General features: G+C 59.1%; 17 protein-coding genes and 2 pseudogenes. 7 read left to right on the top strand and 12 right to left on the bottom strand.

Annotated features, from left to right (window positions below; translation table 11 throughout):
- The first annotated feature begins 4 nt into the window (after positions 1–4).
- The 5 genes from FJV83_RS18300 (at position 5) to dddP (ending at position 6643) form a co-directional block, all read left to right on the top strand.
- The gene (locus tag FJV83_RS18300) at positions 5–1582 is read left to right on the top strand and encodes a trimethylamine methyltransferase family protein (RefSeq protein WP_142887131.1); all 1578 of its coding nucleotides are present in this window, start codon (positions 5–7) and stop codon (positions 1580–1582) included.
- A gap of 47 nt (positions 1583–1629) precedes the next feature.
- A complete protein-coding gene (locus FJV83_RS18295) occupies positions 1630–3279 on the top strand; it encodes an ABC transporter substrate-binding protein (protein ID WP_095774069.1) in 1650 nt (549 codons plus the stop codon).
- 92 nt (positions 3280–3371) lie between these two features.
- Complete coding sequence (locus FJV83_RS18290) at positions 3372–4064, top strand: B12-binding domain-containing protein (RefSeq protein ID WP_095774068.1); 693 nt, start codon at positions 3372–3374, stop codon at positions 4062–4064.
- A gap of 81 nt (positions 4065–4145) precedes the next feature.
- Complete coding sequence (locus FJV83_RS18285) at positions 4146–5177, top strand: GlxA family transcriptional regulator (RefSeq protein WP_179296485.1); 1032 nt, start codon at positions 4146–4148, stop codon at positions 5175–5177.
- Between the two features lie 134 nt (positions 5178–5311).
- Entirely contained in the window at positions 5312–6643 is a 1332-nt protein-coding gene (dddP, locus tag FJV83_RS18280; protein ID WP_095774066.1) for a dimethylsulfonioproprionate lyase DddP, read from the top strand.
- A gap of 108 nt (positions 6644–6751) precedes the next feature.
- On the opposite strand, the pseudogene FJV83_RS37030 reads toward dddP, so the two are convergent.
- The 10 genes and pseudogenes from FJV83_RS37030 to FJV83_RS18235 form a co-directional block, all read right to left on the bottom strand.
- Positions 6752–6922 (bottom strand): annotated as a pseudogene (locus tag FJV83_RS37030) (dihydrodipicolinate synthase family protein); the annotation flags it as partial.
- 151 nt (positions 6923–7073) lie between these two features.
- On the bottom strand, positions 7074–7643 hold the full coding sequence (gene gfa / locus FJV83_RS18275) for an S-(hydroxymethyl)glutathione synthase (RefSeq protein WP_095774065.1): 570 nt from the start codon (positions 7641–7643) through the stop codon (positions 7074–7076).
- A gap of 67 nt (positions 7644–7710) precedes the next feature.
- The gene (locus tag FJV83_RS18270; protein WP_095774064.1) at positions 7711–8838 is read right to left on the bottom strand and encodes an S-(hydroxymethyl)glutathione dehydrogenase/class III alcohol dehydrogenase; all 1128 of its coding nucleotides are present in this window, start codon (positions 8836–8838) and stop codon (positions 7711–7713) included.
- 127 nt (positions 8839–8965) lie between these two features.
- A complete protein-coding gene (locus FJV83_RS37025) occupies positions 8966–9355 on the bottom strand; it encodes an enolase C-terminal domain-like protein (RefSeq protein WP_280951241.1) in 390 nt (129 codons plus the stop codon).
- Between the two features lie 7 nt (positions 9356–9362).
- Positions 9363–10709, bottom strand: a complete 1347-nt coding sequence (locus tag FJV83_RS18260; protein WP_095774063.1) for an FAD-binding oxidoreductase — start codon at positions 10707–10709, stop codon at positions 9363–9365.
- Complete coding sequence (locus tag FJV83_RS18255; RefSeq protein ID WP_095774062.1) at positions 10706–12205, bottom strand: aldehyde dehydrogenase; 1500 nt, start codon at positions 12203–12205, stop codon at positions 10706–10708. The genes FJV83_RS18260 and FJV83_RS18255 overlap by 4 nt, the downstream gene beginning before the upstream one ends.
- Positions 12206–12207: 2 nt before the next feature.
- Positions 12208–13113: a dihydrodipicolinate synthase family protein gene (locus FJV83_RS18250; protein WP_095774061.1), complete on the bottom strand. Its 906-nt coding sequence runs from the start codon at positions 13111–13113 to the stop codon at positions 12208–12210.
- Between the two features lie 92 nt (positions 13114–13205).
- Positions 13206–14267, bottom strand: a complete 1062-nt coding sequence (locus tag FJV83_RS18245) for a GlxA family transcriptional regulator (protein ID WP_095774060.1) — start codon at positions 14265–14267, stop codon at positions 13206–13208.
- Entirely contained in the window at positions 14267–15376 is a 1110-nt protein-coding gene (locus tag FJV83_RS18240) for a mandelate racemase/muconate lactonizing enzyme family protein (protein WP_095774257.1), read from the bottom strand. Before FJV83_RS18240 ends, FJV83_RS18245 begins: the two co-directional genes overlap by 1 nt.
- 8 nt (positions 15377–15384) lie before the next feature.
- The gene (locus tag FJV83_RS18235; RefSeq protein ID WP_095774059.1) at positions 15385–16935 is read right to left on the bottom strand and encodes a trimethylamine methyltransferase family protein; all 1551 of its coding nucleotides are present in this window, start codon (positions 16933–16935) and stop codon (positions 15385–15387) included.
- A gap of 420 nt (positions 16936–17355) precedes the next feature.
- Between FJV83_RS18235 and FJV83_RS18230 the strand changes: the two genes are divergently transcribed.
- Both FJV83_RS18230 and FJV83_RS18225 read left to right on the top strand, forming a co-directional pair.
- The gene (locus tag FJV83_RS18230) at positions 17356–18267 is read left to right on the top strand and encodes a LysR substrate-binding domain-containing protein (protein ID WP_095774058.1); all 912 of its coding nucleotides are present in this window, start codon (positions 17356–17358) and stop codon (positions 18265–18267) included.
- A gap of 193 nt (positions 18268–18460) precedes the next feature.
- On the top strand, positions 18461–19456 hold the full coding sequence (locus FJV83_RS18225) for a 2-oxoglutarate and iron-dependent oxygenase domain-containing protein (RefSeq protein ID WP_095774057.1): 996 nt from the start codon (positions 18461–18463) through the stop codon (positions 19454–19456).
- Between the two features lie 55 nt (positions 19457–19511).
- Here FJV83_RS18225 and FJV83_RS18220 read toward each other — a convergent pair whose 3' ends face one another.
- Together FJV83_RS18220 and FJV83_RS18215 are read right to left on the bottom strand one after the other, a co-directional pair.
- Positions 19512–20390: a LysR substrate-binding domain-containing protein gene (locus FJV83_RS18220; protein WP_095774056.1), complete on the bottom strand. Its 879-nt coding sequence runs from the start codon at positions 20388–20390 to the stop codon at positions 19512–19514.
- 148 nt (positions 20391–20538) lie between these two features.
- A pseudogene (locus FJV83_RS18215) lies at positions 20539–21243 on the bottom strand (GntR family transcriptional regulator).
- Positions 21244–21329 lie beyond the last annotated feature (86 nt).

Raw genomic sequence — 21329 nt, 5'->3', positions numbered from 1 at the left:
TCTGTTGACGGGTCTTTTTGCGCCCCTCTGGGAAAACACGATGATGGACACTGATACTGCCGTAATCCGACGCCGCGGAGGACGCGCGTCGGTCGTAGCTGCCCGGGAAGCAGAGAAGAGGCCCCGCGTCTCGACCATCAAGTACGGCATTCGGCCTGTGGAGGCCGTCACGGCTGAGCAGCTTGAGCGCATTCACCAGGCTTCGCTGGCGATCCTGCGGGAGATCGGAATCGAATTCCGGGATGAAACAGCGATCCAGCAATGGAAGGAGGCTGGCGCTGAAGTCCAAGGCCAACGTGTGCGCCTCGATGGCGAGATGCTGATGCATCTGATCTCCAAGGCCCCATCCCGTTTTGAGATGACATCTCGCGATCCGTCACAGCGTTTCGAGATCGCGCCGGACACAATGACCTTCGGCGCCATGCAAGGTGCGCCAAACGTCCGCGACCTTGAGGGTGTGCGACGCGCATCCACGATCGAGGATCTGCGGAACATGAACCGGCTGACCCAGATGCTGCCGGGGTTCCATATCGCCGGCGGGTTCACCTGTGAGCCGACCGACATCGCTGTTCCATGGCGCCATCTGCACATCAACCATTCGAGCCTGGTGGAAACCAACATGCCCTTCTTCGGTCTGACGACCGGGAAGCAGCGAGCCGACGATTCGATCGCCATGGGGCAGATCGTCCATGGCAAGGCTTTTATGGACCAGAACGCGGTGATGATGGGTCACGTATCGGGAAACTCGCCGCTGGTCTGGGATTCGACCATGCTGGAAGGGCTCCGCGCTTTCGTCGAGGCGAACCAGGTCGTCCTGCTGTCGCCTTTTGTGCTCGGTGCCGCAAACACACCCGCCGACATCCCGGCCACAATCGCCCAGTTGAACGCCGAGGCGCTCGCAGCGCTCGCCTACACCCAGTTGGTCAGGCCCGGCGCCAAAATGATCTATGGGCAATATTCAGTCTCGGTGTCGATGCGCAGCGGGGCCCCGATGTCCGGCATGCCCGAAGTCACTCTGATCAACGCCGTCATCGGCCAGATGGCAAGGCGGTATGGCTTGCCGTGGCGAACAACCGCCTCCCAATCGTCCGCAAAGACCTTCGATGCTCAGTCCGGATACGAGTCGGCGATCGCCTACATGTCGGGAGCGAGTGCAGGCGCGAACCTGATGATGCATGCGGGCGGCTGGGATGAGGCCGGCCTCGTATGCTGCATGGCGAAGTTTGTCGCCGATGCCGAACAGAACCTGCTGATCGAAAAATACGCGCAGGGGATTTCATTCGAGCATTTCGACGACGCTCTCGAGGCAGTGCGGCGCATCGGACCGGGCGGGCACTATCTCGGAGATTCCTTCACACTCAAGCGCTTCAAGGACGCATTCTTCGCGCCGGAGATTCTGGATTACCTCAGCTACGAGCAGTGGAAGGTCAAAGGCTCCAAGGACATGGCGCAGCGCTGCCGTGAGAAGGCAAAATCGATCATCGCGGGTTACGAGCAGCCACCGATGGATCCAGCCGTGCGCGAGGAACTCGATGCATACGTGGCGCAACGCCAGGAGCAAATTTCGCCAAGCCTTGCCTAAGGGCCCGCGCACGAGCCTGCAATCAATAGCCAACAAGGGAGAAGAAAATGGGACTCTTCAGAAGCAATGGGAATCGCGTTCCGGCTGCCATCGAAAAGCTGGCGGGCGAAGTCAAAGCAGGACAAATGGACCGGCGCGAGTTTCTCGCGCTTGCAAGCACGTTCGGCGCCTCGGCGGCAATGGCCTACGGCTTGATTGGCGTGGCATTGCCCCAGCCCGCACGCGCCGCCGAGCCAACGAAGGGCGGAACCCTGCGCGTGTCCATGCCCGTCAAGGCGCAAAAAGACCCACGCACGTATGACTGGGTGGAACTTGCCAACATCTCTCGCTGCTGGCTCGAGCCGCTGGTCCGCTACACACATGAATTCACATTTGAACCTGTCTTGCTGGAAAGTTGGGAGGTCAACGAGGATGCCACCGAGTATGTCTTCCATGTCAGGAAGGGCGTGACCTGGAACAATGGCGACGCTTTCGACGCCGATGACGTGGTCCTCAACATAACCCGCTGGTGCGACAAGGGCGTCTCCGGCAATTCAATGGCCGCGCGGGTCGGGGGACTGATCGATGCCAAGACCGGCAAGGCGAGAGAAGGAGCGATCGTTAAGGTCGATGACCATACCGTCAAGCTCAAGCTGAGCGACCCGGACATCGCCATCATCGCGAATTTCACCGACTACCCCGGGCTGATCGTCCATCGCAGTTTCGACGCCGGCGGCGCTGACCCCGTCGCAAAGCCGATCGGCACCGGCGCATTCGAACTGGTATCCTACGCGGTCGGCAGCAAGGCGGAAGTCAAACGCCGCGAGAATGGCAAATGGTGGGGCGGTGAAGCTCTGCTCGATGGCGTGCAGTTTATCGACTACGGAACCGATTTCCAGGCAACGGTGGCTGCCTTCGACTCCGGTGAGATCGACGTCAATATGGAGACACCGGCCGACTTCATCGACATTCTGGACAAGATGGACGTGGTCAAATCGGAGGTCGCTACCGCAACGACTCTGGTGTGCCGCACCAACACAGCCAACAAACCCTATGACGACAAGAAGGTCCGCAATGCCCTGCAGATGGCGGTCGACAACAACACCATCCTTCAACTCGGCTATGCAGGACGGGGAACGGTCGGCGAAAACCATCACGTCGCCCCGATCCATCCGGAATATTATGCCTTGCCCAAGAAGAGCCGGGACGTTGATGGCGCGAAGAAACTCATTGCTGAATCCGGACATGCCGACTTCGAACACGAGCTGATTTCGATCGACGAAGACTGGCAGAAGAACACCGGTGACGCCATTGCGGCGCAGCTTCGAGAGGCCGGCATCAAGGTCAAGCGCACGGTGCTTCCGGGTTCGACTTTCTGGAACGACTGGGCGAAGTATCCCTATTCGCTGACCGTCTGGTACATGCGGCCGCTCGGGGTTCAGGTCCTGGCGCTGGCTTATCGCACTGGCGAGGCTTGGAATGAGACTGCTTACGCAAACCCCGACTTCGATGCCAAGCTCAAAAAGGCGTTCTCGGTCAGCGACGCCGCCAAGCGGAAGGAACTGATGCAGGATATCGAAGATGTGCTTCAGGATTCTGGCGTCATCATCCAGCCCTTCTGGCAAAGCCTCTTTGGTCACATGAACAAAAAAGTTCAGAACTATGCAATCCACCAGACTTTCCAGATGGATTTGCAGAAAGTCTGGCTGGCAGCCTAGCAGACTCCCAAGGCTCCAACCGGAAGCCTGGTCGGTGCCCCATCGAGTATGGGGTACCGACCTCCTTTGAACTATGCGTGAGGCGACCCAACATGGCCGACGACGAGATCATCCTTTCCGAGCTTTCCGACGACGAGTTGGTGCAGCAGATGCACGACGATCTCTATGACGGGCTGAAGGAAGAGATCGAGGAAGGCACCAACATCCTGCTCGAGCGCGGCTGGGTGCCTTACAAGGTGCTGACCGAGGCGCTGGTCGAAGGCATGCGCATCGTCGGCGAGGATTTTCGCGATGGCATCCTGTTCGTGCCGGAAGTGCTGCTGTCGGCCAACGCCATGAAGGCCGGCATGTTCATCCTGCGCCCGCTGCTTGCCGCCACCGGCGCGCCCAAGCAGGGCAAGATGGTGATCGGCACCGTCAAGGGCGACATCCACGACATCGGCAAGAACCTGGTCGGCATGATGATGGAGGGTGCTGGCTTCGACGTCATCGACCTCGGTATCAACAATGCGGTCGAGAAGTATATGGCAGCGATTGAAGAGCATCAGCCCGACATCATCGGCATGTCGGCACTTTTGACCACGACCATGCCCTACATGAAGGTCGTCATCGACACGATGAAGGAAAAGGGCATCCGCGACGACTATGTCGTGCTGGTCGGCGGTGCGCCGCTGAACGAGGAATTCGGCAAGGCCGTCGGCGCCGACGCCTATTGCCGCGACGCGGCGGTGGCAGTCGAGACCGCCAAGGACTTCATGAAGCGCAAGCACAACGTCCGCGGCTGATGGCGGCGGTATCCATCCTGCAAGACGCTGGTGCCAACGCCCGCTCGATGTTGATGACCGTCAACGAGGATGTATGACCTTATGAATGCGCCATTTTCAGCAGGAGACAGTTCGCGAATCGTGGGATGGAATCCCGGCAGGCAGGTGATTGACACCCACGACGTGTACCGCCTGGTCATTCTTGCACTTCCGGGATTTTCCCAGCTCGGCCTTTCGTCCTTCGTGGATCCGCTTCGCCTTGCCAATTCGATCTCCGGACGACCCGCCTTCGAGTGGACGATTGCGAGCCCGGATGGCCAGCCGGTTGAATGCGCCAGCGGATTCATCCTTTCGGTCGGCGGTAATTTTGCCGGCACTGGAGAATGCATTCAATCCGGCAAGGGACCAAGCATGGTCATCGTCTGCGCAGGCGAATGGGTCCAAAAACAGATGTCGACTTCCCTCACGAAAATTCTTCGGCTTTGCAAGCGGCACGGGGTTCCAATCGCGGCGTTGGGTACGGCGACATGGCTGCTGGCGGAAAGCGGGTTGCTCAACGATACACCTTGCACAATCCATTGGGACAAGAGAGCCGCCCTCTTGGAAAAGTTTGGCCGCCTCCAGGTTACCGACCAACTGTTCGTTCGCGATCCTCACCTTCTGACTTGCGCAGGAGAATTCGCGTCCTTCGACCTCGTTATGGAGCTGATCAGCGAGCGCCTTGGCAGAGACATCGCGTTGGCTGTCTGCCGACATACGACTGCCGGCCATTGGCGTCCCGCTTCGGACAGACAATCGACCATCAACGCTGGTGAAACCGGCATCTGCAAGTCGCTGGCAGACGTAATTCAAATCATGGAGGAGCATATTGAGGACCCGCTGCCGCTCCTTTACATCGCAAAATGCGTCGGTCGCTCGCAGCGTCAGATCGAACGGCTTTTCCAGCGGTCGATCACATCGTCCCCCATGCGATTCTACCTGCATTTGAGACTTAGCCGCGCCAAGCGTCTCATTGAACAAACAGAGTTGCCAATTGTTGAGATAGCGATCGCCTCAGGTTTCGCCTCGGCCTCACATTTTTCGAAATGCTTCCGCCAGGCCTTCGGTGCCAGTCCAAGTGCCTGTCGAGGCTGATAGCTCACAAATCCCAGCTGAATTGATCTTATGGAGGGCAAAATTCTTCCCGCCTTCAGCAGCGCGGAGCCCCGAGCCAAATCCAGCAATCCGGCGATACACCGACACATCTTCAGCAGCAGGAACCATCAAGAATGTCCTCGTTTTCCGTCTCGAAGAACAAAATTGATCCGACGCGCCGGGCGACGGCACTGAAGCCAGATGGAACCATAGATGAGAACGATCGGGTGGAGATCGGACCGACAGATGTCGCCTTCGCCGAGTGGGCAGCGTTGGGCCTCACTCCTCCCAACCTGGAAAGGATGAGGAAAACCCGTCTGGACCGCATCGTGCAACAGCTGCGCCAGCGGGATTACGCCGGCGTGCTGTGCTTCGATCCACTGAACATCCGATATGCAACTGACTCCTCGAACATGCATCTTTGGATCACGCACAATCCATCACGTGCTGTTTTTGTTTCAGCCGATGGATACGTTGTTCTTTGGGACTTCCATCGTTGCGGGCACCTTTCGGAGCATCTGCCATTGGTGAACGAGATTCGCGCGGGCGGTGCGGGCTTTTACTATTTCGTGTCTGGCGATCAGGAGGAAGCCGTTGCCAAGGATTTTGCAGGGCAAATTGATGAGCTATTACGGACCCATGGAGGCAAGAACCGCCGACTTGCCGTCGACAAGATCGAGATCCCCGGCTTGCGCGCACTGGACGCCGCCGGCATCGATATCTGCAACGGTATGCAACTGATGGAGCATGCAAGGGCTGTAAAGGGCATCGACGAGATCAATGCCATGCGCTGCTCCCTTGCAACTTGCGAGATTGCGGTCGCGAAAATGCGTGAGTCTTTGCGACCAGGCATTGCTGAGACCGAATTGTGGTCAATTCTCCATGCCGAAAATATCGCACGTGGCGGCGAATGGATCGAGACGCGTATTCTGACCTCAGGCCCCAGAACAAATCCCTGGATGCAGGAGGCCGGGCCACGCAGGATCCAGACAGGAGATCTGGTTGCCTTCGATACTGATATGGTGGGACCATACGGTATGTGCGCGGATTTTTCGCGAACTTGGTTTTGCGGCGATGGGCGCCCGAGCGACGAACAACGCAGACTTCACGCCATCGCTCTCGAGCACATAACGACCAACATGGAACTTTTGCGGCCAGGTATTTCATTCACTGAACTCACACGGCATGGCCACAAATTGCCAAAGGAATTCGTTGATCAACGATACGGCGCAATGATGCATGGTATCGGGCTGTGTGACGAATATCCGGCAATCTATTATCCCGAGGATTTCATTCCGGGGGCGTTCGACTACATTCTTGAGCCGGGCATGACGTTGTGTGTCGAGGCATACATTGGCGCCGTTGGGGGCCGTGAAGGCGTAAAACTCGAAGAGCAGGTCCTGATAACGGACGACGGCTATGAGAAGCTTACGAGGTGTCCATTCGACGCTGTGTTAATGAGTTGAGCCGCGGCTTTGAGCCAGAGAGGCCGGACGTGGTTGATGCGGGGCTTTTAGGCTCGGATCTTTAAAAATCGGGTCATGCTGCTGCCCCGCTGTGCAAGTTCTTGGATTCTCCTTTGGAAGGTACACGCGCATCCCGGTGCCGAAGCTAAGCACGAAGCCCTTTATCCCGGCAGCAAGGTAGCGTTCGACAAGTCCCGCAACGATCCAATCGATACGACTAGAGGCGTCAAACGGTGTTGTGTTAGCCAGGTTCAAGCGGGCGAATGGAAAATTGGACATCTCTGCTCAGGTCTCCAATGCTTCCAACCCAGGGAAGGCGAATTCTTTGAATGCCGGCCAATCGGTTTTTTGCTGGACGTGCCGCTCGTGCATCTTGCTTGCAATGAAATATGGGGCCGGATCGCTACCGGCCCCATGACGTTTCAGGTCTTCAAGCCGGCAAGGCGCCGGACTTCTTCGCCGTCCAGGTGGCGATATAGTCCATCAGGCCTGGATTGAGGCAGTCATAGGGTTCGAGCCCAATTGTCCTCAGCTGTGCACGAATACCATCCATCCGCTTGGGGTCGACACCGGATTCGATGATCGACGAGACAAAGGCGGTGAAGCCCGGAGGCGACCAGCCGTCCTCGACGAAACGCTCGGGATGGATGAAGGTCAGGCCCTTGAACGGATGGTCGCGCTCGACCGGTCCGTGCATGTGGACACCGCAACCGATGCAGGCATGGCGCTGGATCAGCGCTGCCGGATCGACCACCTTCAACTTGTCGCCATTTTCGGTGACGGTGACGTCGCCCGTGCCGGCGACGGCCACGACCGAGAACACAGCACCGTCCGGCTTCCAGCACTTCGTGCAGCCGCAGGCGTGGTTGTGGGCGATCTGGCCCTTGACCTTCACCTTCACCGGCTTGCTGGTGCAGGCGCAGACCAGCGTGCCGCCGGCAAAGCTTGCGCTTTCCCTCGGCAGGCCATTGTCGATTTTCGGATGCAGTTTCTCGGCCATTCTTTTCTCCTCCAGTTGTGAACCACAGAGGCCGCAGGCCGATCGGTCGGCGGCTTGTGGCTTTGCTTCAGTAAACGACGACGCTTCGGATCGATTTGCCCTCATGCATGAGATCAAAACCCTTGTTGATGTCCTCGAGCTTCAGCGTGTGGGTGATCATCGGATCGATCTGGATCTTGCCGTCCATGTACCAGTCGACGATTTTTGGCACGTCGGTGCGGCCGCGCGCGCCGCCGAAGGCGGTGCCCATCCAGGTGCGGCCGGTGACCAGTTGGAACGGCCGCGTCGAGATCTCCTGGCCGGCGCCGGCCACGCCGATGACGACCGATTTGCCCCAGCCGCGATGCGAGGCTTCCAGTGCCTGGCGCATCACCTTGGTGCTGCCGGTGCAGTCGAAGGTGTAATCGGCGCCGCCGATCTGGTCGGCGCCACGCTTGGTCATGTTGACGAGGTGAGGCACGACATCGCCGTCGATCTCCTTCGGATTGACGAAATGCGTCATGCCGAACTTTTCGCCCCAGGCCTTCTTGTCGTTGTTCAAGTCGACGCCGATGATCATGTCGGCGCCGGCAAGTTTCAGGCCCTGGATGACATTGAGGCCGATGCCGCCGAGACCGAAGACCACGGCGGTGGCGCCGATCTCGACCTTGGCGGTGTTGATCACAGCACCGATGCCGGTGGTGACGCCGCAGCCGATGTAGCAGATCTTGTCAAAGGGCGCGTCGGGGTTGACCTTGGCCAGCGCGATCTCGGGCAGCACGGTGAAGTTCGAAAAGGTCGAGCAGCCCATATAGTGAAAGATCTTGTCCTTGCCGATCGAGAAGCGCGACGAACCGTCGGGCATCAGGCCCTGTCCCTGCGTGGCGCGGATCGCCGTGCACAGATTGGTTTTTCTGGACAGGCAGGACGGGCACTGGCGGCATTCCGGCGTGTAGAGCGGAATGACATGGTCGCCCTTCTTGACCGAGGTGACGCCCTTGCCGACGTCGACGACGATGCCGGCGCCCTCATGGCCGAGGATCGCCGGGAACAGGCCTTCGGGATCAGCGCCCGAGAGCGTGAACTCGTCGGTATGGCAGATGCCGGTCGCCTTGATCTCGACCAGCACCTCGCCATCGCGCGGACCGTCGAGGTTGACCTCCATGATCTCCAGCGGCTTTCCGGCGGCAACAGCGACAGCGGCACGGGTTTTCATGATTTCCCTCTTCCCATTTTACGCCTTGACGACATGTCAAGGGTGGCTGGCCCTTCCGTCTTGAGCCGCAAGTTCGTGACTTGTGCCGGCCGGGATCGCTCTCGGTCGGCTGGCATTCGCCGATAAACTATAAGATGCCACCGGAGGGCCAAGCGGGATTGCTGCGGAACAACTCCCAGGCCAGCCCCCTCCGAAGCCTAACGTGTCTCGCTTCAACGGACACTCCATTCTTCTCGTCATAGTGGCCTTCGATATACGGTGCCGCGATCCAGACGCCCTCGTTCAGGCGGGGACTGACGGTCGCACCCATTTGAACACAGGCGGCGGCGAGAATGTCGCCGCCCCACGCGTCGTCGCCAGTGTGAGGCATTGAACGTGCCTCGCAAAGATCCCGCACCGTCGCCATTGCATGGAGATCACCAATGCGGGTCATCTTCATTCCGAAGCCGTCGCATACTCCCTCTCCAATCGCACGGATCACAGTGGAAAGGTCCTCTGTGTTTTCGTCGAGATACACGGGTACGCTACTCCTCACGGGCTCTCCACTCTTTCCAACGGAAATAGAGGTTCGCGCCGATCTCGGCGAAAGGCGACGGCACGAGCTTCGGTGGTTCTGGTTCAGACATGAAATGCGCGGAGATTTCCGAGCACCGGTTGAACAACATGTCGGCGGCGGCGATGCCGGTTAGCGTACTGCGCACCGTTCCCAGGCCATTGCAGCAGCAGGCCGAGAAAAGACCCGGCTCCAGTTCGCGCATCATCGAGACACCGTTCCAGGTCAGGCACAGGTGTCCGGCCCAACTGTATTCCATCGGAACATCGGCGATGGCAGGAAAGCGGTCGGCGAATTTTCGCCGATGGACTTTTGCCGCGCGGGCGACTGCTGACTTTGACGGCACCATCCCAGGCAGATAGCTGGCGCAGGTCCGGGTGACGATACGGTTTCCGCCCTGTGCGGTGTCGATGCGCCGCATCGTCGTACCCATCGGATCGGAAGGGGTAACGCCCCAACGAGGCTGCCCTCCCAACTTGGAAAGGACTTCAGCGTCGAGTTCGGCAGTCATCGAGGCGTAGAGGAAAACATGCATGAGGCGCTTGCGCGCGAAGCCAAAGCTTTCAAGGTGCCCGTTGTTGGCAAGAATGACCTTCGCTGCGGTGACATGGCCATTGGGCGTTGCAAGCGTCCAATCCTGGTTCACTCTTGCGAGCTTTGAGACAGGGGATCTCTCGAGCACAGACACGCCGTCGCGTCGAAGGCCTGTACCAAGCGACCGGATATAGCCCGCCGGCTGGATCATCACGGTTCCCGGCGTGAAAAGGCCAGACGTGTAGTGGCGACTTCCCGTTACCTCATGCATCGCCTTGGCGTCGAGCATCTCGCTGGCTTCGCCCAATTCAGTGAGGTGTCTGGCGTAGCTTGCGTTGAGGTCGCGCGCGGTCTCGCTGGCTGCGCCATTGATCTTGCCCGCCGGATCGAAATAGGCGGGGTGCATTCCGTACTCTTCAACACACTCCTTCGCGAAGCCAATGGCCGCGCGATTCAGCGCGATCATTTTCTTGTCCTCCTCCACACCCTTTCCGGCGTAATCATCGGATTGCAAATCGTGAGGCAAGTCGATCATGAAGCCGGAGTTGCGGCCGGAAGCGCCTTCCGCGAGACCGCCGGCCTCAAGAACCGCGATCCGAAGGTTCGCGTCTTGTTGGCGTAGGCGTTTGGCGGCTGAAAGACCGGCGAAGCCGCCGCCGACTATGGCGACATCGACGCGGAGATCGCCTTCAAGCGGCGCGGAACAGGGTTGGGCCGGGAGGATGGCGTTCCAGGCTGCCGGCCCCCGTTGGACCGGCAGCCTTTCAGCCTTGTGGATGGTCACGCAACCGCCTCATCTGCGTCATCGGTGAGATCAAGCCAGATGGTCTTGATTCTGGTGTACTGGTCGTGGGCGTGAATGCCATTGTCGCGGCCACCGAAGCCGGAAGACTTGAAGCCTCCGAAGGGCGTTGTGATGTCTCCCTCCCCGAAGCTGTTGACGGTCACGGTACCCGCCCGGATCGCACGTGCTCCCCTTATGGCTCGTTTCGCGTTCGATGTGTAGATCGACGCACACAGTCCGTACTCTGTGTCGTTCGCAAGCGTGATCGCCTCATCGAAACTCTCGACAGTCAGCACCGTCAGGACCGGTCCGAAGATCTCTTCCCGCGCGACCTTTGCGCCGCGGTCGCTGACATCCAGGATCGTGAGTTCCACGAACCCATCCTTTGCCTTTCCACCGAGAAGCACCTTCTGGCCCTTTTCGAAATAGGAGCAGACTTTTTCGAAGTGCGCCTTGGAAACCAGCGCACCCACCCGATTCTCGGGATTGAGCGGATCGCCCATCGGCCACTCCCGGGCATGCGCGATAACCCGCTTGAGGAGTTCGTCCTTGATGCCGCGCTGAACGATGAGCCGCGACGAGGCGGAGCAGTTTTGCCCCATGTTCCAGAACGCGCCGTTCACGATGTGGGCGGCGACGCGATCGATATTCTCCGCGTCGTCCAGCACGACAGCCGGGTTCTTGCCGCCCATCTCCAAGGTCACTTCCTTGAGGTTCGACTCTGCCGAATAGCGCGGAAAGCGTCTTCCGGTCTCCGTCGAGCCGGTGAACGACACCATATCCACGTCCAGGTGTCGCCCAAGCGGCTCCCCGACTTCGGAGCCGCCGCCCGGCAGCACGTTGAAGACGCCGGAGGGGATGCCCGCCTCCATTGCCAGCTCGGCGACACGCAGCGCAGTCAAGGTCGTTTCCTTGGCCGGCTTGACGATGATCGAGTTGCCCGCGGCGAGTGCCGGTCCGATCTTCCAGGCCAGCATCAGCAGCGGGAAATTCCAGGGCAGGACCAAGCCCACGACACCGACCGGTTCGCGGACGATCATTGCGATGTGATTGTCGGAGGCAGGCGCCACCTGATCGTAGATCTTGTCGATCAGTTCCGCATGCCAGGCGAGGCAGTGGATGGTTTCAGGAACGTCGACGTTCTCGCAGTCGTAGATCGTCTTGCCGCTGTCGAGGCTTTCCAGAACCGCCAGTTCGTGAGCGTTGCGCTTCATGAGCTTGGTGAGGCGGATGAGAGCTTCCTTACGCGCCGACGGATGAAGGCGCGACCACCGACCGTCCTCGAACGCGTCGCGTGCCTTTTGTACGGCAAAGTCGACGTCCTCGGGACCGCAGGAGGCAACCTTCGCCAGTACCCTGCCCGTGGCCGGATTGGTCGTTTCGAATGTTTTGCCCGAGATTGCCGGTCTGAAGCGGCCGTCGATGAATGCCTGTGTCGGAAATTCCAGTTTGGCGGCAATCGCGGAATATTCGTCGTGTGTGAGAAGATTGCCCATGCTCATGCCTCCGCTTCAATGTCCGCAATCGTGCACTTCAGGACCCGCACGACTTGTTCCAGTTGACGCATATCGTCCTTGTTCAATCCCTTTAGCGGCGGTCGTGGGGGGCCGGCACGAAATCCCGCCATTTCACAGCCATGCTTGATGCATTGAATGAATTTCCCACCTTGCTCCAGCACGCGCATCAGAGGCATCAGGGCGGACATGATCCGACGCCCCTTGGTGAAATTGCCTTCAACCGCGCATGCGCGGTAAAGCGCGAGATGTTCCTTCGGCAGGAAGTTCGAACCGCCGCAGACCCAGCTGCGCCCTCCCCATGCAAAGAACTCCAGGGCCTGGTCGTCCATTCCGCAGGACATCTGGATATGCGGGTAGTCGCGGGCTAGCAGATGCACCCGGTTGATGTCGCCGGAGCTCTCCTTGATGGCGCAGAAATTGCGGCTGCGGGCGACGCGGTCGAGGAAATCCTCGCCCATGTTGATCCCCATGCGGCCCGGGTAGTTATACAGCATGATCGGGAGGTCCGCCGCCCGGTCGATCGCCAAGGCGTTCAGTGCGTTTTCGCGCTCGGTGGGCACCGAATAGGGAGGCGATCCGACGAGAATGGCAGAAGCCCCGATCTTGGCTGCCGTCTCGGCCATCAGGATCGAGTCCTCCAGACGAATAGCGACTGTGCCTATGGTAAGTGACACGCGTTCGCCAATGACTTCCTTGGCGAACTTAGCCATTTCGACGCGTTCGTCCATCGACTGCGCATAGTATTCGCCCGTCGACCCGCCGCTGATGATGCCGTGCACACCCGATGCTATCAGGTGCTCGACGATTTTGGTGAACGCATCGCGATCGATCGAACCATCGTCATGATGTGGCGTGATGACGGGCGTGTATATCCCTTCGAATCTCATCAAATTCTCCTCAACCTATACTGATCAGGCATCCGCCCAGAGGGACAAAAAAGCTTGCCGGCGAGACGAAGCTTTCGCTGCAGCTGAGCTTTTCAACCTAGCCCCGGCCCGACCCAAACGGGCACCATTGCCCGGCACTCCTGCGGCGAAAAGCCATTGATGATGCGGAAGCATTTGGCAAAATGCGACGCTGACATAAACCCGCAAGCAACGGCGATGTCGATGATGGGCATTCGCGTGCCTTCGATCAGGCGCTTGGCGTGGTCGACCCTGACCCTGAGGTAGTGACGAGCCGGCGGTTGACCTATGTGAGTTGCGAAAAGGCGTTCAAGCTGCCGGCGGGAGATCCCAACCCTATCGGCAACGTCACCCATCGACAGCGGAGTCTCCACATTCTCTTCCATAATGCGCATGGCCATCGCCAGCTTGTCGCTGACTCCCGCAAACGCCAGGCCTGAGGGGCCCGTCTGGCGGTTCGAACCGGAGCGCTGGCCCTCTACCGTCGCATGACGGCAGACTTCCTGGGCGATGTAGGCGCCTGCGTGACCTGCAATAAGGTCCACCGCTAGATCGAACGCCGCCAATTCACCGGCGCAGGTTGAATATTGGCCATCCCTGACGAACAGGGAATCACGAATGCGCGGCTGGTGAAAAACCTCAGAGAAAGCCGCGAGCCGCGACCAATGAATGGTGCAACGGGTATCCGCGAGCAGGCCCGTCTGGGCGAGCAGCCACGTCGCCGTGCCGATTGCCGATATCGATACTCCTCGCCGGACCAGGAGCCGCAGGAATGCATGCAACAGAGGCGTCATCTGCTTCTCGACCGGCTCGCCCGCCACGACGGCGAGCTGGTCAAGCCTGCAACTGTAGGACTCGCCCCCTGTCAATTCCTCGACGGTAATGTCCACGGGTATCGATAGTCCATTGGCGCCCACAACCGCTTGGCCGTCGATCCCCGCAATCCGCCAGCGGAAGAGAGGAAGGCGCGAGACCGAGTTGGCTATGCGAAAGGGCTCGACATAGGCGTGAAGCGCTAGATGGGAGAATCCCGGCAACACGAGCACGGCGATCTCATGCGGCTTCCCCGACACTTGAAACGCAGCGTCAGCGTGGACCGAGTTGCAGGTTTCGGGGATGCGGGCCACAGCGTTCATCAGGAACCATAACTCGCTGCCGGGACGCCAAAGATGCCTGCTTCGGGCTTCACACCGAGGCCAGGTCGCTGCGGCACGGCGATATGGCCATTGTCTATGACCACGGGGTTCTTCTTATCGTAGTGACCTTCAATATATTCCTGGGCGATCCACGCGCCTTCGAAGCGCCGCGGGTCGACCGTTGCGGCGAGATGCACGCAGGCGGCCGCGATCACGTCTCCGCCCCATGCGTCGTCGCAGGTGTGCGGCAGCGACCGGATGGAACACATATCGCGAGCGGTCATCATTCTGGTCAGTCCGCCCAGACGCGTGACTTTGAAGCCAAAACCATCCGCAATACCCGATGAGATGGCCCGCAATACCGCATTCAGGTCTTCGGTGTTCTCGTCCAGATAGATGGGATGGGTACCCCTGCCCCGGACAGATGCAATCTCTTCCATGCTGTTACAGGGCTGCTCGAACACAAACGGGATGTTTTGGCAAAGCCGATCTAGGTGAAGGGCAGACGCCACCGATAGACCTCGATTGCCGTCCACAACTATGCTTGCCTTGAGTCCCACAGCCTCCCAGACCTTGTGCACTGTCGCCGCGTCCTTTTCCAGGTTGCGACCACCAATCTTGACCTGGATACGCGGGTAGCCCACCTTGACCTTGTCGGCGGCGATACGCGCGGTTTCGTCCGGAGAGCCCACGATCGTAGAGTAGTAGGACGGCACGCGGTCTGTCAGCGCTCCGCCCAGCAGCGTCGACACCGGCACGCCGAGACGCTGACCGATGAGATCGAGGAACGCTATGTCGAGCGCCGCCTTGGCGTAGTTGTGCCCATTCAGTCTTTCATCCATCCGCTTGGCCAGATGTCGCGGCGACTGGGTCGACTCTCCAATCAGGCCGGGCGCGATCTCGGCTATCGCCGCCCGAGCCCCTAGCGCGTGATGGGGTTGATAGACTGGGCCGACGGGGCAGGTTTCGCCCCATCCCGTAATGCCGTCATCTGTCACAACCTCGACAAGCGTGCTGTCCAATGAGTGGACGTCGGCGCTCGCCATCTTGTACGCGCCACCCTTGATGGGAAGCTGGGTCGAGTAGACGTTGATCCTGTTGATGCGCATGATGACCCTCAATAGTCATCGTTGAGCGCGTCAACCGCCGGGATTTCGCGCGAGCGTCGATCGATATAGGCGCGCAGTTCTTCATCTTTGGCCTGGTCCAGCTTAGGCTCCTGGTACTCTCCCAGGAGGTGCTTTGCATGGTCGAGCGCCCTTTGCTTTATGTCCTTGGAGCCGTCGACCTTCCACTGCTCGATCGAATTGTTGTCGAAGAGCTTTGGTATGAAAAATGCGCGTTCGAAGTTGGCCTGGGTATGCGCATGTCCAAGATAGTGGCCACCGGGTCCGACGTCACGAATGGCGGCCAAGGCCTCGTCAAAATCATCCCAGTGGATACCTTGGGTCATGCGATAGCCCATGGCACAAACCTCGGCATCGACGACGAACTTCGCGATGGAACAATGCATCCCGGCTTCGTTCCAGCCCGCCGAGTGCCAGATATAGTTGGCGCCGGACATCAGCACCGCCATCATAGTCATGGCGCTTTCGTAGCCGGCCTGCGCATCGAAAATCTTGGCGCCGCCGAGCAGGTTCGATGTGCGCCACGGAACGTTGTAGCGTCGCGCCATCTGGCCGATCATGAAGTTCATCAGCGATATCTCGGGCGTTCCAGCCATCGGGGCGCCGGACTGCATGGAGACCGTCGACAGGTAATGCCCGTAGATGGCGGGGCAGCCTTTGCGGATCACTTGGGTGTAGGCGAGTGCGGACAGCGCCTCAGCATTCAGCTGTGCCACCGCAGCCGCCGTCGACGCAGGCGTGTTCGCGCCGCCCAGCACGAATGGCGAGCACAGCACTGGCTGGTTGCGCCGGCAGAATGCGCGCATGGCGCCAAGCATGACCTGGTCCCACACGAGCGGAGAATTGCCGTTGCAGTTGCCAGTCGTGACCGCATGCGTGTCCATGAAGCCTTTGCCAAAGAGAATCTCGCACATGTCGAGCACGTCCTCGGCATTCTTGGGCGAGGTGGTCATGCCCATGAAGATCTTGTCGGAATGCTTCATCGACGAATAGGTGATGTGCAGATGCCGGTGCGCAACGACGATATCCATCGGCTCGACAATGTGGTGCGCCGATGAATGCAACGCCGGCATCATGTGCGCCAGCTTGTGGAAGGTCCCCAAGTCCGCAATGGTCGGGCCGCGACGCACGTCGTCAAGATCGCGCATGTAAGGCGCGCCGGTCATCGGCACGAAGATCGAATTCGGGCCGCCCAGCTGCACGTTTTTCGCCGGGTTGCGAGCGAAATACTCAATATCGGGCGGGATGGTTTTGATCAGCTCCATCACCAACCCGCGATCCAGATGGACTCGCTCACCGCGAACGTCGGCGCCTACTCTCTTCCAGTCCTCAAGAGCGATTGGGTCGCGGAATACAACGCCGATGTCTTCCAGGATTGCCAAGGACGCCTGGTGAATGCGTTCTACTTGCTCTGCATCCATGGGCTCGACAACAGGTAGCCCGCGCTTGAGCGTCGGCAGCATCTGCACTTTCGGCGCGGTCCGAACAATCCGGCGCGCATCGCGCCCTCCCCTTCGAGAGAGTTGCGCGTCAACGGTCATGCGGGCCTCCAAGAGGTACAACAACGCGGGCCGCAGCCGGACCCCGCGCGACTATTGCTGCAACTCGCCCATTTGACCTACTGCAAAAGTCTCACGCGCGTGTTGACTTATATGCGGCGGTCCGTGGCTTGGCCTCGTCGATCACGATTGATCCGATTGGCATCGTTATGGGAAATGCAGCTCATCATTGAAAGCTGGCCCGAAAATCATTCCCACGTCCCCCTGCAGTACTCTCACCTTTAATGAGTTGCGACGGTCAGCATGTGCCGGGTGAAAATACCTGCAGTCCCGACAGCGCCAGCTTTCGCCTGATGCGATCTGGTGTATGCATGGCAGCAATCACAATGTCGTGCCGATGTCTCGCCTACGCCTTTGCCGAAATCGCTGCGCCGCTCGGTTTTCGAATGTTTGGAGCCCAAAATGGTTCGCCGATATTATGACCTGCCCTCCCTGACAGCTCTCGCCGTGTTCGAAGCTTCCGCCAGGCACTTGTCATTCAAACTGGCGGCGGGAGAGCTGAATGTGACTCCCGGGGCGGTCAGCAGGCAGGTCAAGGCGGTCGAGGACGAACTGGGCGTTCAGTTGTTTGTGAGGCTGGGCTCAGGGGTGATGCTGACGAGCGCCGGCGAGGACCTTTATGGCGTTCTAGCGAGCGGCTTTTCGCGCGCAGCTGAGATTGTCCGCACCGTCAAGCGCGGTGATCGGTCCAAGAACGTCACCCTCGCCTGTTCTGACGCCTTTGCTACAATGTGGCTGATACCGCGCATGCCCGATTTCTGGACTCGCTACGGCGAGATTGCAGTCGATCATCTGATTTCCGACAATCAGCGTGACTATCGAAGGGCCGAGGTGGAGTTGCGCATCCGATACGGGTTCGGTTCCTGGCCTGACGAGAATGCCGAGCTTCTTTTCAGCGAAACCATCTATCCGGTCTGCGGGGTGGAGTTTGCTACAGCGCATCGAGAGGCGACGGCAGCATCCTTGCCGGACCTTCCCTTGCTGCATGTTGACTGGGTTGATCCAAACTGGGCGATTTGGGATGAGGTATTGCGTCGTGCGTCCGTGCCTCATGGTCCGACCCGCGGCCGCCGATTCGGCAAATTCCTTGTAGCCATGCAGGCGGCTCAGGCTGACCAGGGCGTGGCGCTGGGCTGGCATCGGCTCGTGAAGTCACAGATCGAGGACGGTAAACTGGTCAGGCTGACGGAACTCGAGCTTCCTGCGCCAGGGGCCTATTATCTCACCTGGAACGATAACCGCACGCTTTCGCCCGCTGCCGAAATCCTGCGAAGCTGGATACGAGAAATCGCTGCGCAGGAACGAACCACCTAAAGTTCTTCCGCACCGAAGCGCTCCTCGTTTGGATGTCACGGCGATCCTGTCGTCAACGTCGCATAGGCAGCGGTGCTCCGAGGTGACACCAGGTTATTAGAAGTAATCCGAAAGCAATATTATTGCAGTTGAGGAGATCGGACCGAATGGGCCAAGGTCCGCCCGGTCTTCCTCCATCAAACCAAGGTGCTCAATGTCCGTAGATCTCGTTGCCAAACTGGACGACAAGCTGCGTGCGAAGCGCGAAAGCTTCGACAAGATTCCGGTGGTCGACATCGCCCCACTTCTCGATGGCAGCAACAAGCAGGCGGTGGCCAAGCAAATACGTTGGGCGCTGTCGAACACTGGCTTCATGTACGTGAAGAACCATGGGATCCCCCAGGAGTTCGTCGATTCGGTGTTCGATGTGAGCCGCCGGTTTTTTGATTTGCCCATGCCCCAGAAGATGGAGCTGCACGTAAGCAAATCGGATGTCGCACTGCGCGGATACATCGAGCCATTCGGGGAAAACACCGATCCAGGCAAGACGAAAGACCTCAAAGAATGCTTTGATATCGGCCCTGAGCGTTCGACCCTGGAAGGTCCGTTTTTTGGCTCCAACCAGTGGCCCTCAACCCTGCCCGAGTTTTCCGAGCTGACATACGCATACCATCAAAAAATGATCATCCTCGCGAAAACCCTGTTGAAGGGCATCGCGCTCAGTCTGGACTTGCAGGAAGATCATTTCGAGAAACTGATGCAAAACCCGATCAGTATCCAGCGCCTTCTCCACTACCCTTCGCAAGGGGGCTACGTCGGGGAAAACATCATCGGTATCGGTGCGCACACGGATTATGGCAATCTGACCATTCTGGCGCAGGACGACGTGGGCGGTCTGCAGGTCATGAATCGCGACGGCGACTGGGTAGAGGGCACACCCATCCACGGCACCTTCGTCATCAACATTGGCGATCTGATCCAGCGGCTCACCAATGATCTCTATCTGGCGAATATGCACCGCGTGATCAACACCACTGGGCGGGAGCGGTATTCGATCCCCTTCTTTATCGATGCTGATTTCGATGCAATCATCGAACCGCTGGCGTCCTGCGTCACGAATAGCAACCCGCGTCGCTATAAACCGGTGACCTGTGGCGAGCACAAATTCGGGCGTTTCGCAGCAAGCTATGCCCACTTAGCCAAGGCATAGCGAGCGCGGTGGTGTCATGCCGCCAAAAGAAGTCCGCGAGCAAGAGAGCAGCCACTCAAGAGCTCTTGGTGAGCCAGCTCGCAAAAAGCCGCGCTTTCGAACCTGCCCTGGGCTGGATTTTCAGATAAAACGCCATGGGTGATGGAATATTTTCGGGCACAAGGGTGACCAGCCGTCCTTGTTCAATCAGGCTTTTGACCAATTCATCCCACCCCAATACCGCCCCGATATCATCCTGAGCGGCTTGGAGGGCAATCATGTAGTTGTTCACGGAAAACCTGCGGCCCTTTGGCATGGTGTGGCCAAGCGCTTGAAACCAGTCCGGCCAGTTCGTCCAGTCGGTTTCCTCGTTATCCATATGAATCAAAGGTGCGTTGAGCAGATCCTCAACTCGGCCGATGCCGTGCTCGGCGGCGAACCTTGGAGTTCCGAGCGCGACAATGCGATCTTGAAAAAGTTTGTGGCACTCTTCGAGATTCTCCTTCGGATCTCCGTACTGAATACTTAGATCGCAGCGGACGGATTTTGTGGGAACGTCGCTGACGATCTGCGAGACAGCGACGGTAGGATGGCTTTTCCAGAAGGCTGAGATCTTCGGTGTCAGCCATAGCGAACTGACGGCCGTCGTTGTCCGGATGGTCACGTCAGCGGTTTCCGGGCGATCGCGCATGTGCGTTACGGCGTCGGAAATCGTCTCAAGCCCGCGCTGCACGGCAACGAACAAGAACGCCCCCTTCTCAGTCAATTCGACACCGCGGCTCATGCGCAGGAACAGGTTGCATCCCAAATCACCCTCAAGCGCCTTGATCTGGTGGCTGATCGCCGCCGGCGTCACGTTCAATTCCTGGGCTGCGTTTTTGAAACTCGCATTTCGGGCGGCCGCCTCGAAGCAGATGAGAGCGGTCACCGAGGAGAGATCGTACGGTCTTGGCATCACAGCTCTTCGGACCCGTTTTCCGTATCATGCGAGGGCGGAGCGCAAGAGCTTATCTGAACCAAATCGGGATGAGAACAAATGCTATTGCATTGATAGCGCCCGTTCCAATGGTGCGTGTTGGCTGGAGTGTAGATACCTTCGAACTTCAAGACGATTTCTCCATCGATCCGGCAGGCGTTTCGACAAGCGCATCTGCCTTCATTCCTTGCGGGGCGATGAGCATTTCCATGTTCTCGCGCGACAACTCCCAGTGTTCGAATACAAGGTCGACGACCGTGTCCTCGTCGTGCGAGCCGATTGCAGCGATGAAGCCATCATCGTGGTCGCAGGCGAGCCGCAGTCACCGGCGCATGTCATCTGTACGCGGCCGGAAGAAGGTGTGGCCGATCCGGGCGTGGTCGATCAGAGGTCGGCCAAGGCTCGGCTGCAGGTAGGCGTTGCCCGACATCTCGCCGATGATCTCGCGGAAGCGATTCCAGCCCCATGGAGAGCACGTCGCCGGTGACGCTTGCCGTGCGGAACCGTTCCTGTGTGTCCTTGAGGTCGGCAAGCTGCTTCGGCTTGAAGTTCTGGACCGCAAGGCGGCCGATCGCGGCATAGATCATCGGCGCGACCAGGAAGAAGTGCCTGAGCGTCTGATGGTTCATGGGGATGACGCGCGCGCCGCGGTTGGCACGGATATCGATATAGCCTTCACCTCGAGCCGACGAAAAATCTCGCGAACCGGTGTTCGGGAGAGGCCGTAGCGTGCGCTCAAGCTCGCCTCGTCCAGGTCCGGATCAGGATCGAGGTCCATCGTCAGAATCTGACGCTTCAGATTGTCGTAAAGACCGTTCTTTCCGCTCTTCACCGAGGCCTCCTGCTGCCTGACTGGGGCCGAGTCCCGCTGAAGAGGTTACCTGGGAGTCGCCGAAGGGTAGTTAGGAAGCATTCGTT

Origin of the sequence: Mesorhizobium sp. WSM4307 (assembly GCF_007003945.1) — a bacterium.
Taxonomy (GTDB): Bacteria; Pseudomonadota; Alphaproteobacteria; order Rhizobiales; family Rhizobiaceae; genus Mesorhizobium.
Note: the sequence above shows the minus strand (reverse complement) of the source record. Positions and strands in the feature narration are given on the sequence as shown.

Coding starts and splice junctions, on each gene's coding strand:
- FJV83_RS18290 (WP_095774068.1), top strand. CDS start 3,372: ATGGCCGACGACGAGATCATCCTTTCCGAGCTTTCCGACGACGAGTTG.
- FJV83_RS18250 (WP_095774061.1), bottom strand. CDS start 13,113: ATGAGATTCGAAGGGATATACACGCCCGTCATCACGCCACATCATGAC.
- gfa (WP_095774065.1), bottom strand. CDS start 7,643: ATGGCCGAGAAACTGCATCCGAAAATCGACAATGGCCTGCCGAGGGAA.
- FJV83_RS18220 (WP_095774056.1), bottom strand. CDS start 20,390: ATGCCAAGACCGTACGATCTCTCCTCGGTGACCGCTCTCATCTGCTTC.
- FJV83_RS18240 (WP_095774257.1), bottom strand. CDS start 15,376: ATGCGCATCAACAGGATCAACGTCTACTCGACCCAGCTTCCCATCAAG.
- FJV83_RS18255 (WP_095774062.1), bottom strand. CDS start 12,205: ATGGGCAATCTTCTCACACACGACGAATATTCCGCGATTGCCGCCAAA.
- FJV83_RS18270 (WP_095774064.1), bottom strand. CDS start 8,838: ATGAAAACCCGTGCCGCTGTCGCTGTTGCCGCCGGAAAGCCGCTGGAG.
- FJV83_RS18285 (WP_179296485.1), top strand. CDS start 4,146: ATGAATGCGCCATTTTCAGCAGGAGACAGTTCGCGAATCGTGGGATGG.
- FJV83_RS18225 (WP_095774057.1), top strand. CDS start 18,461: ATGTCCGTAGATCTCGTTGCCAAACTGGACGACAAGCTGCGTGCGAAG.
- FJV83_RS18235 (WP_095774059.1), bottom strand. CDS start 16,935: ATGACCGTTGACGCGCAACTCTCTCGAAGGGGAGGGCGCGATGCGCGC.
- dddP (WP_095774066.1), top strand. CDS start 5,312: ATGTCCTCGTTTTCCGTCTCGAAGAACAAAATTGATCCGACGCGCCGG.
- FJV83_RS18230 (WP_095774058.1), top strand. CDS start 17,356: ATGGTTCGCCGATATTATGACCTGCCCTCCCTGACAGCTCTCGCCGTG.
- FJV83_RS18295 (WP_095774069.1), top strand. CDS start 1,630: ATGGGACTCTTCAGAAGCAATGGGAATCGCGTTCCGGCTGCCATCGAA.
- FJV83_RS18245 (WP_095774060.1), bottom strand. CDS start 14,267: ATGAACGCTGTGGCCCGCATCCCCGAAACCTGCAACTCGGTCCACGCT.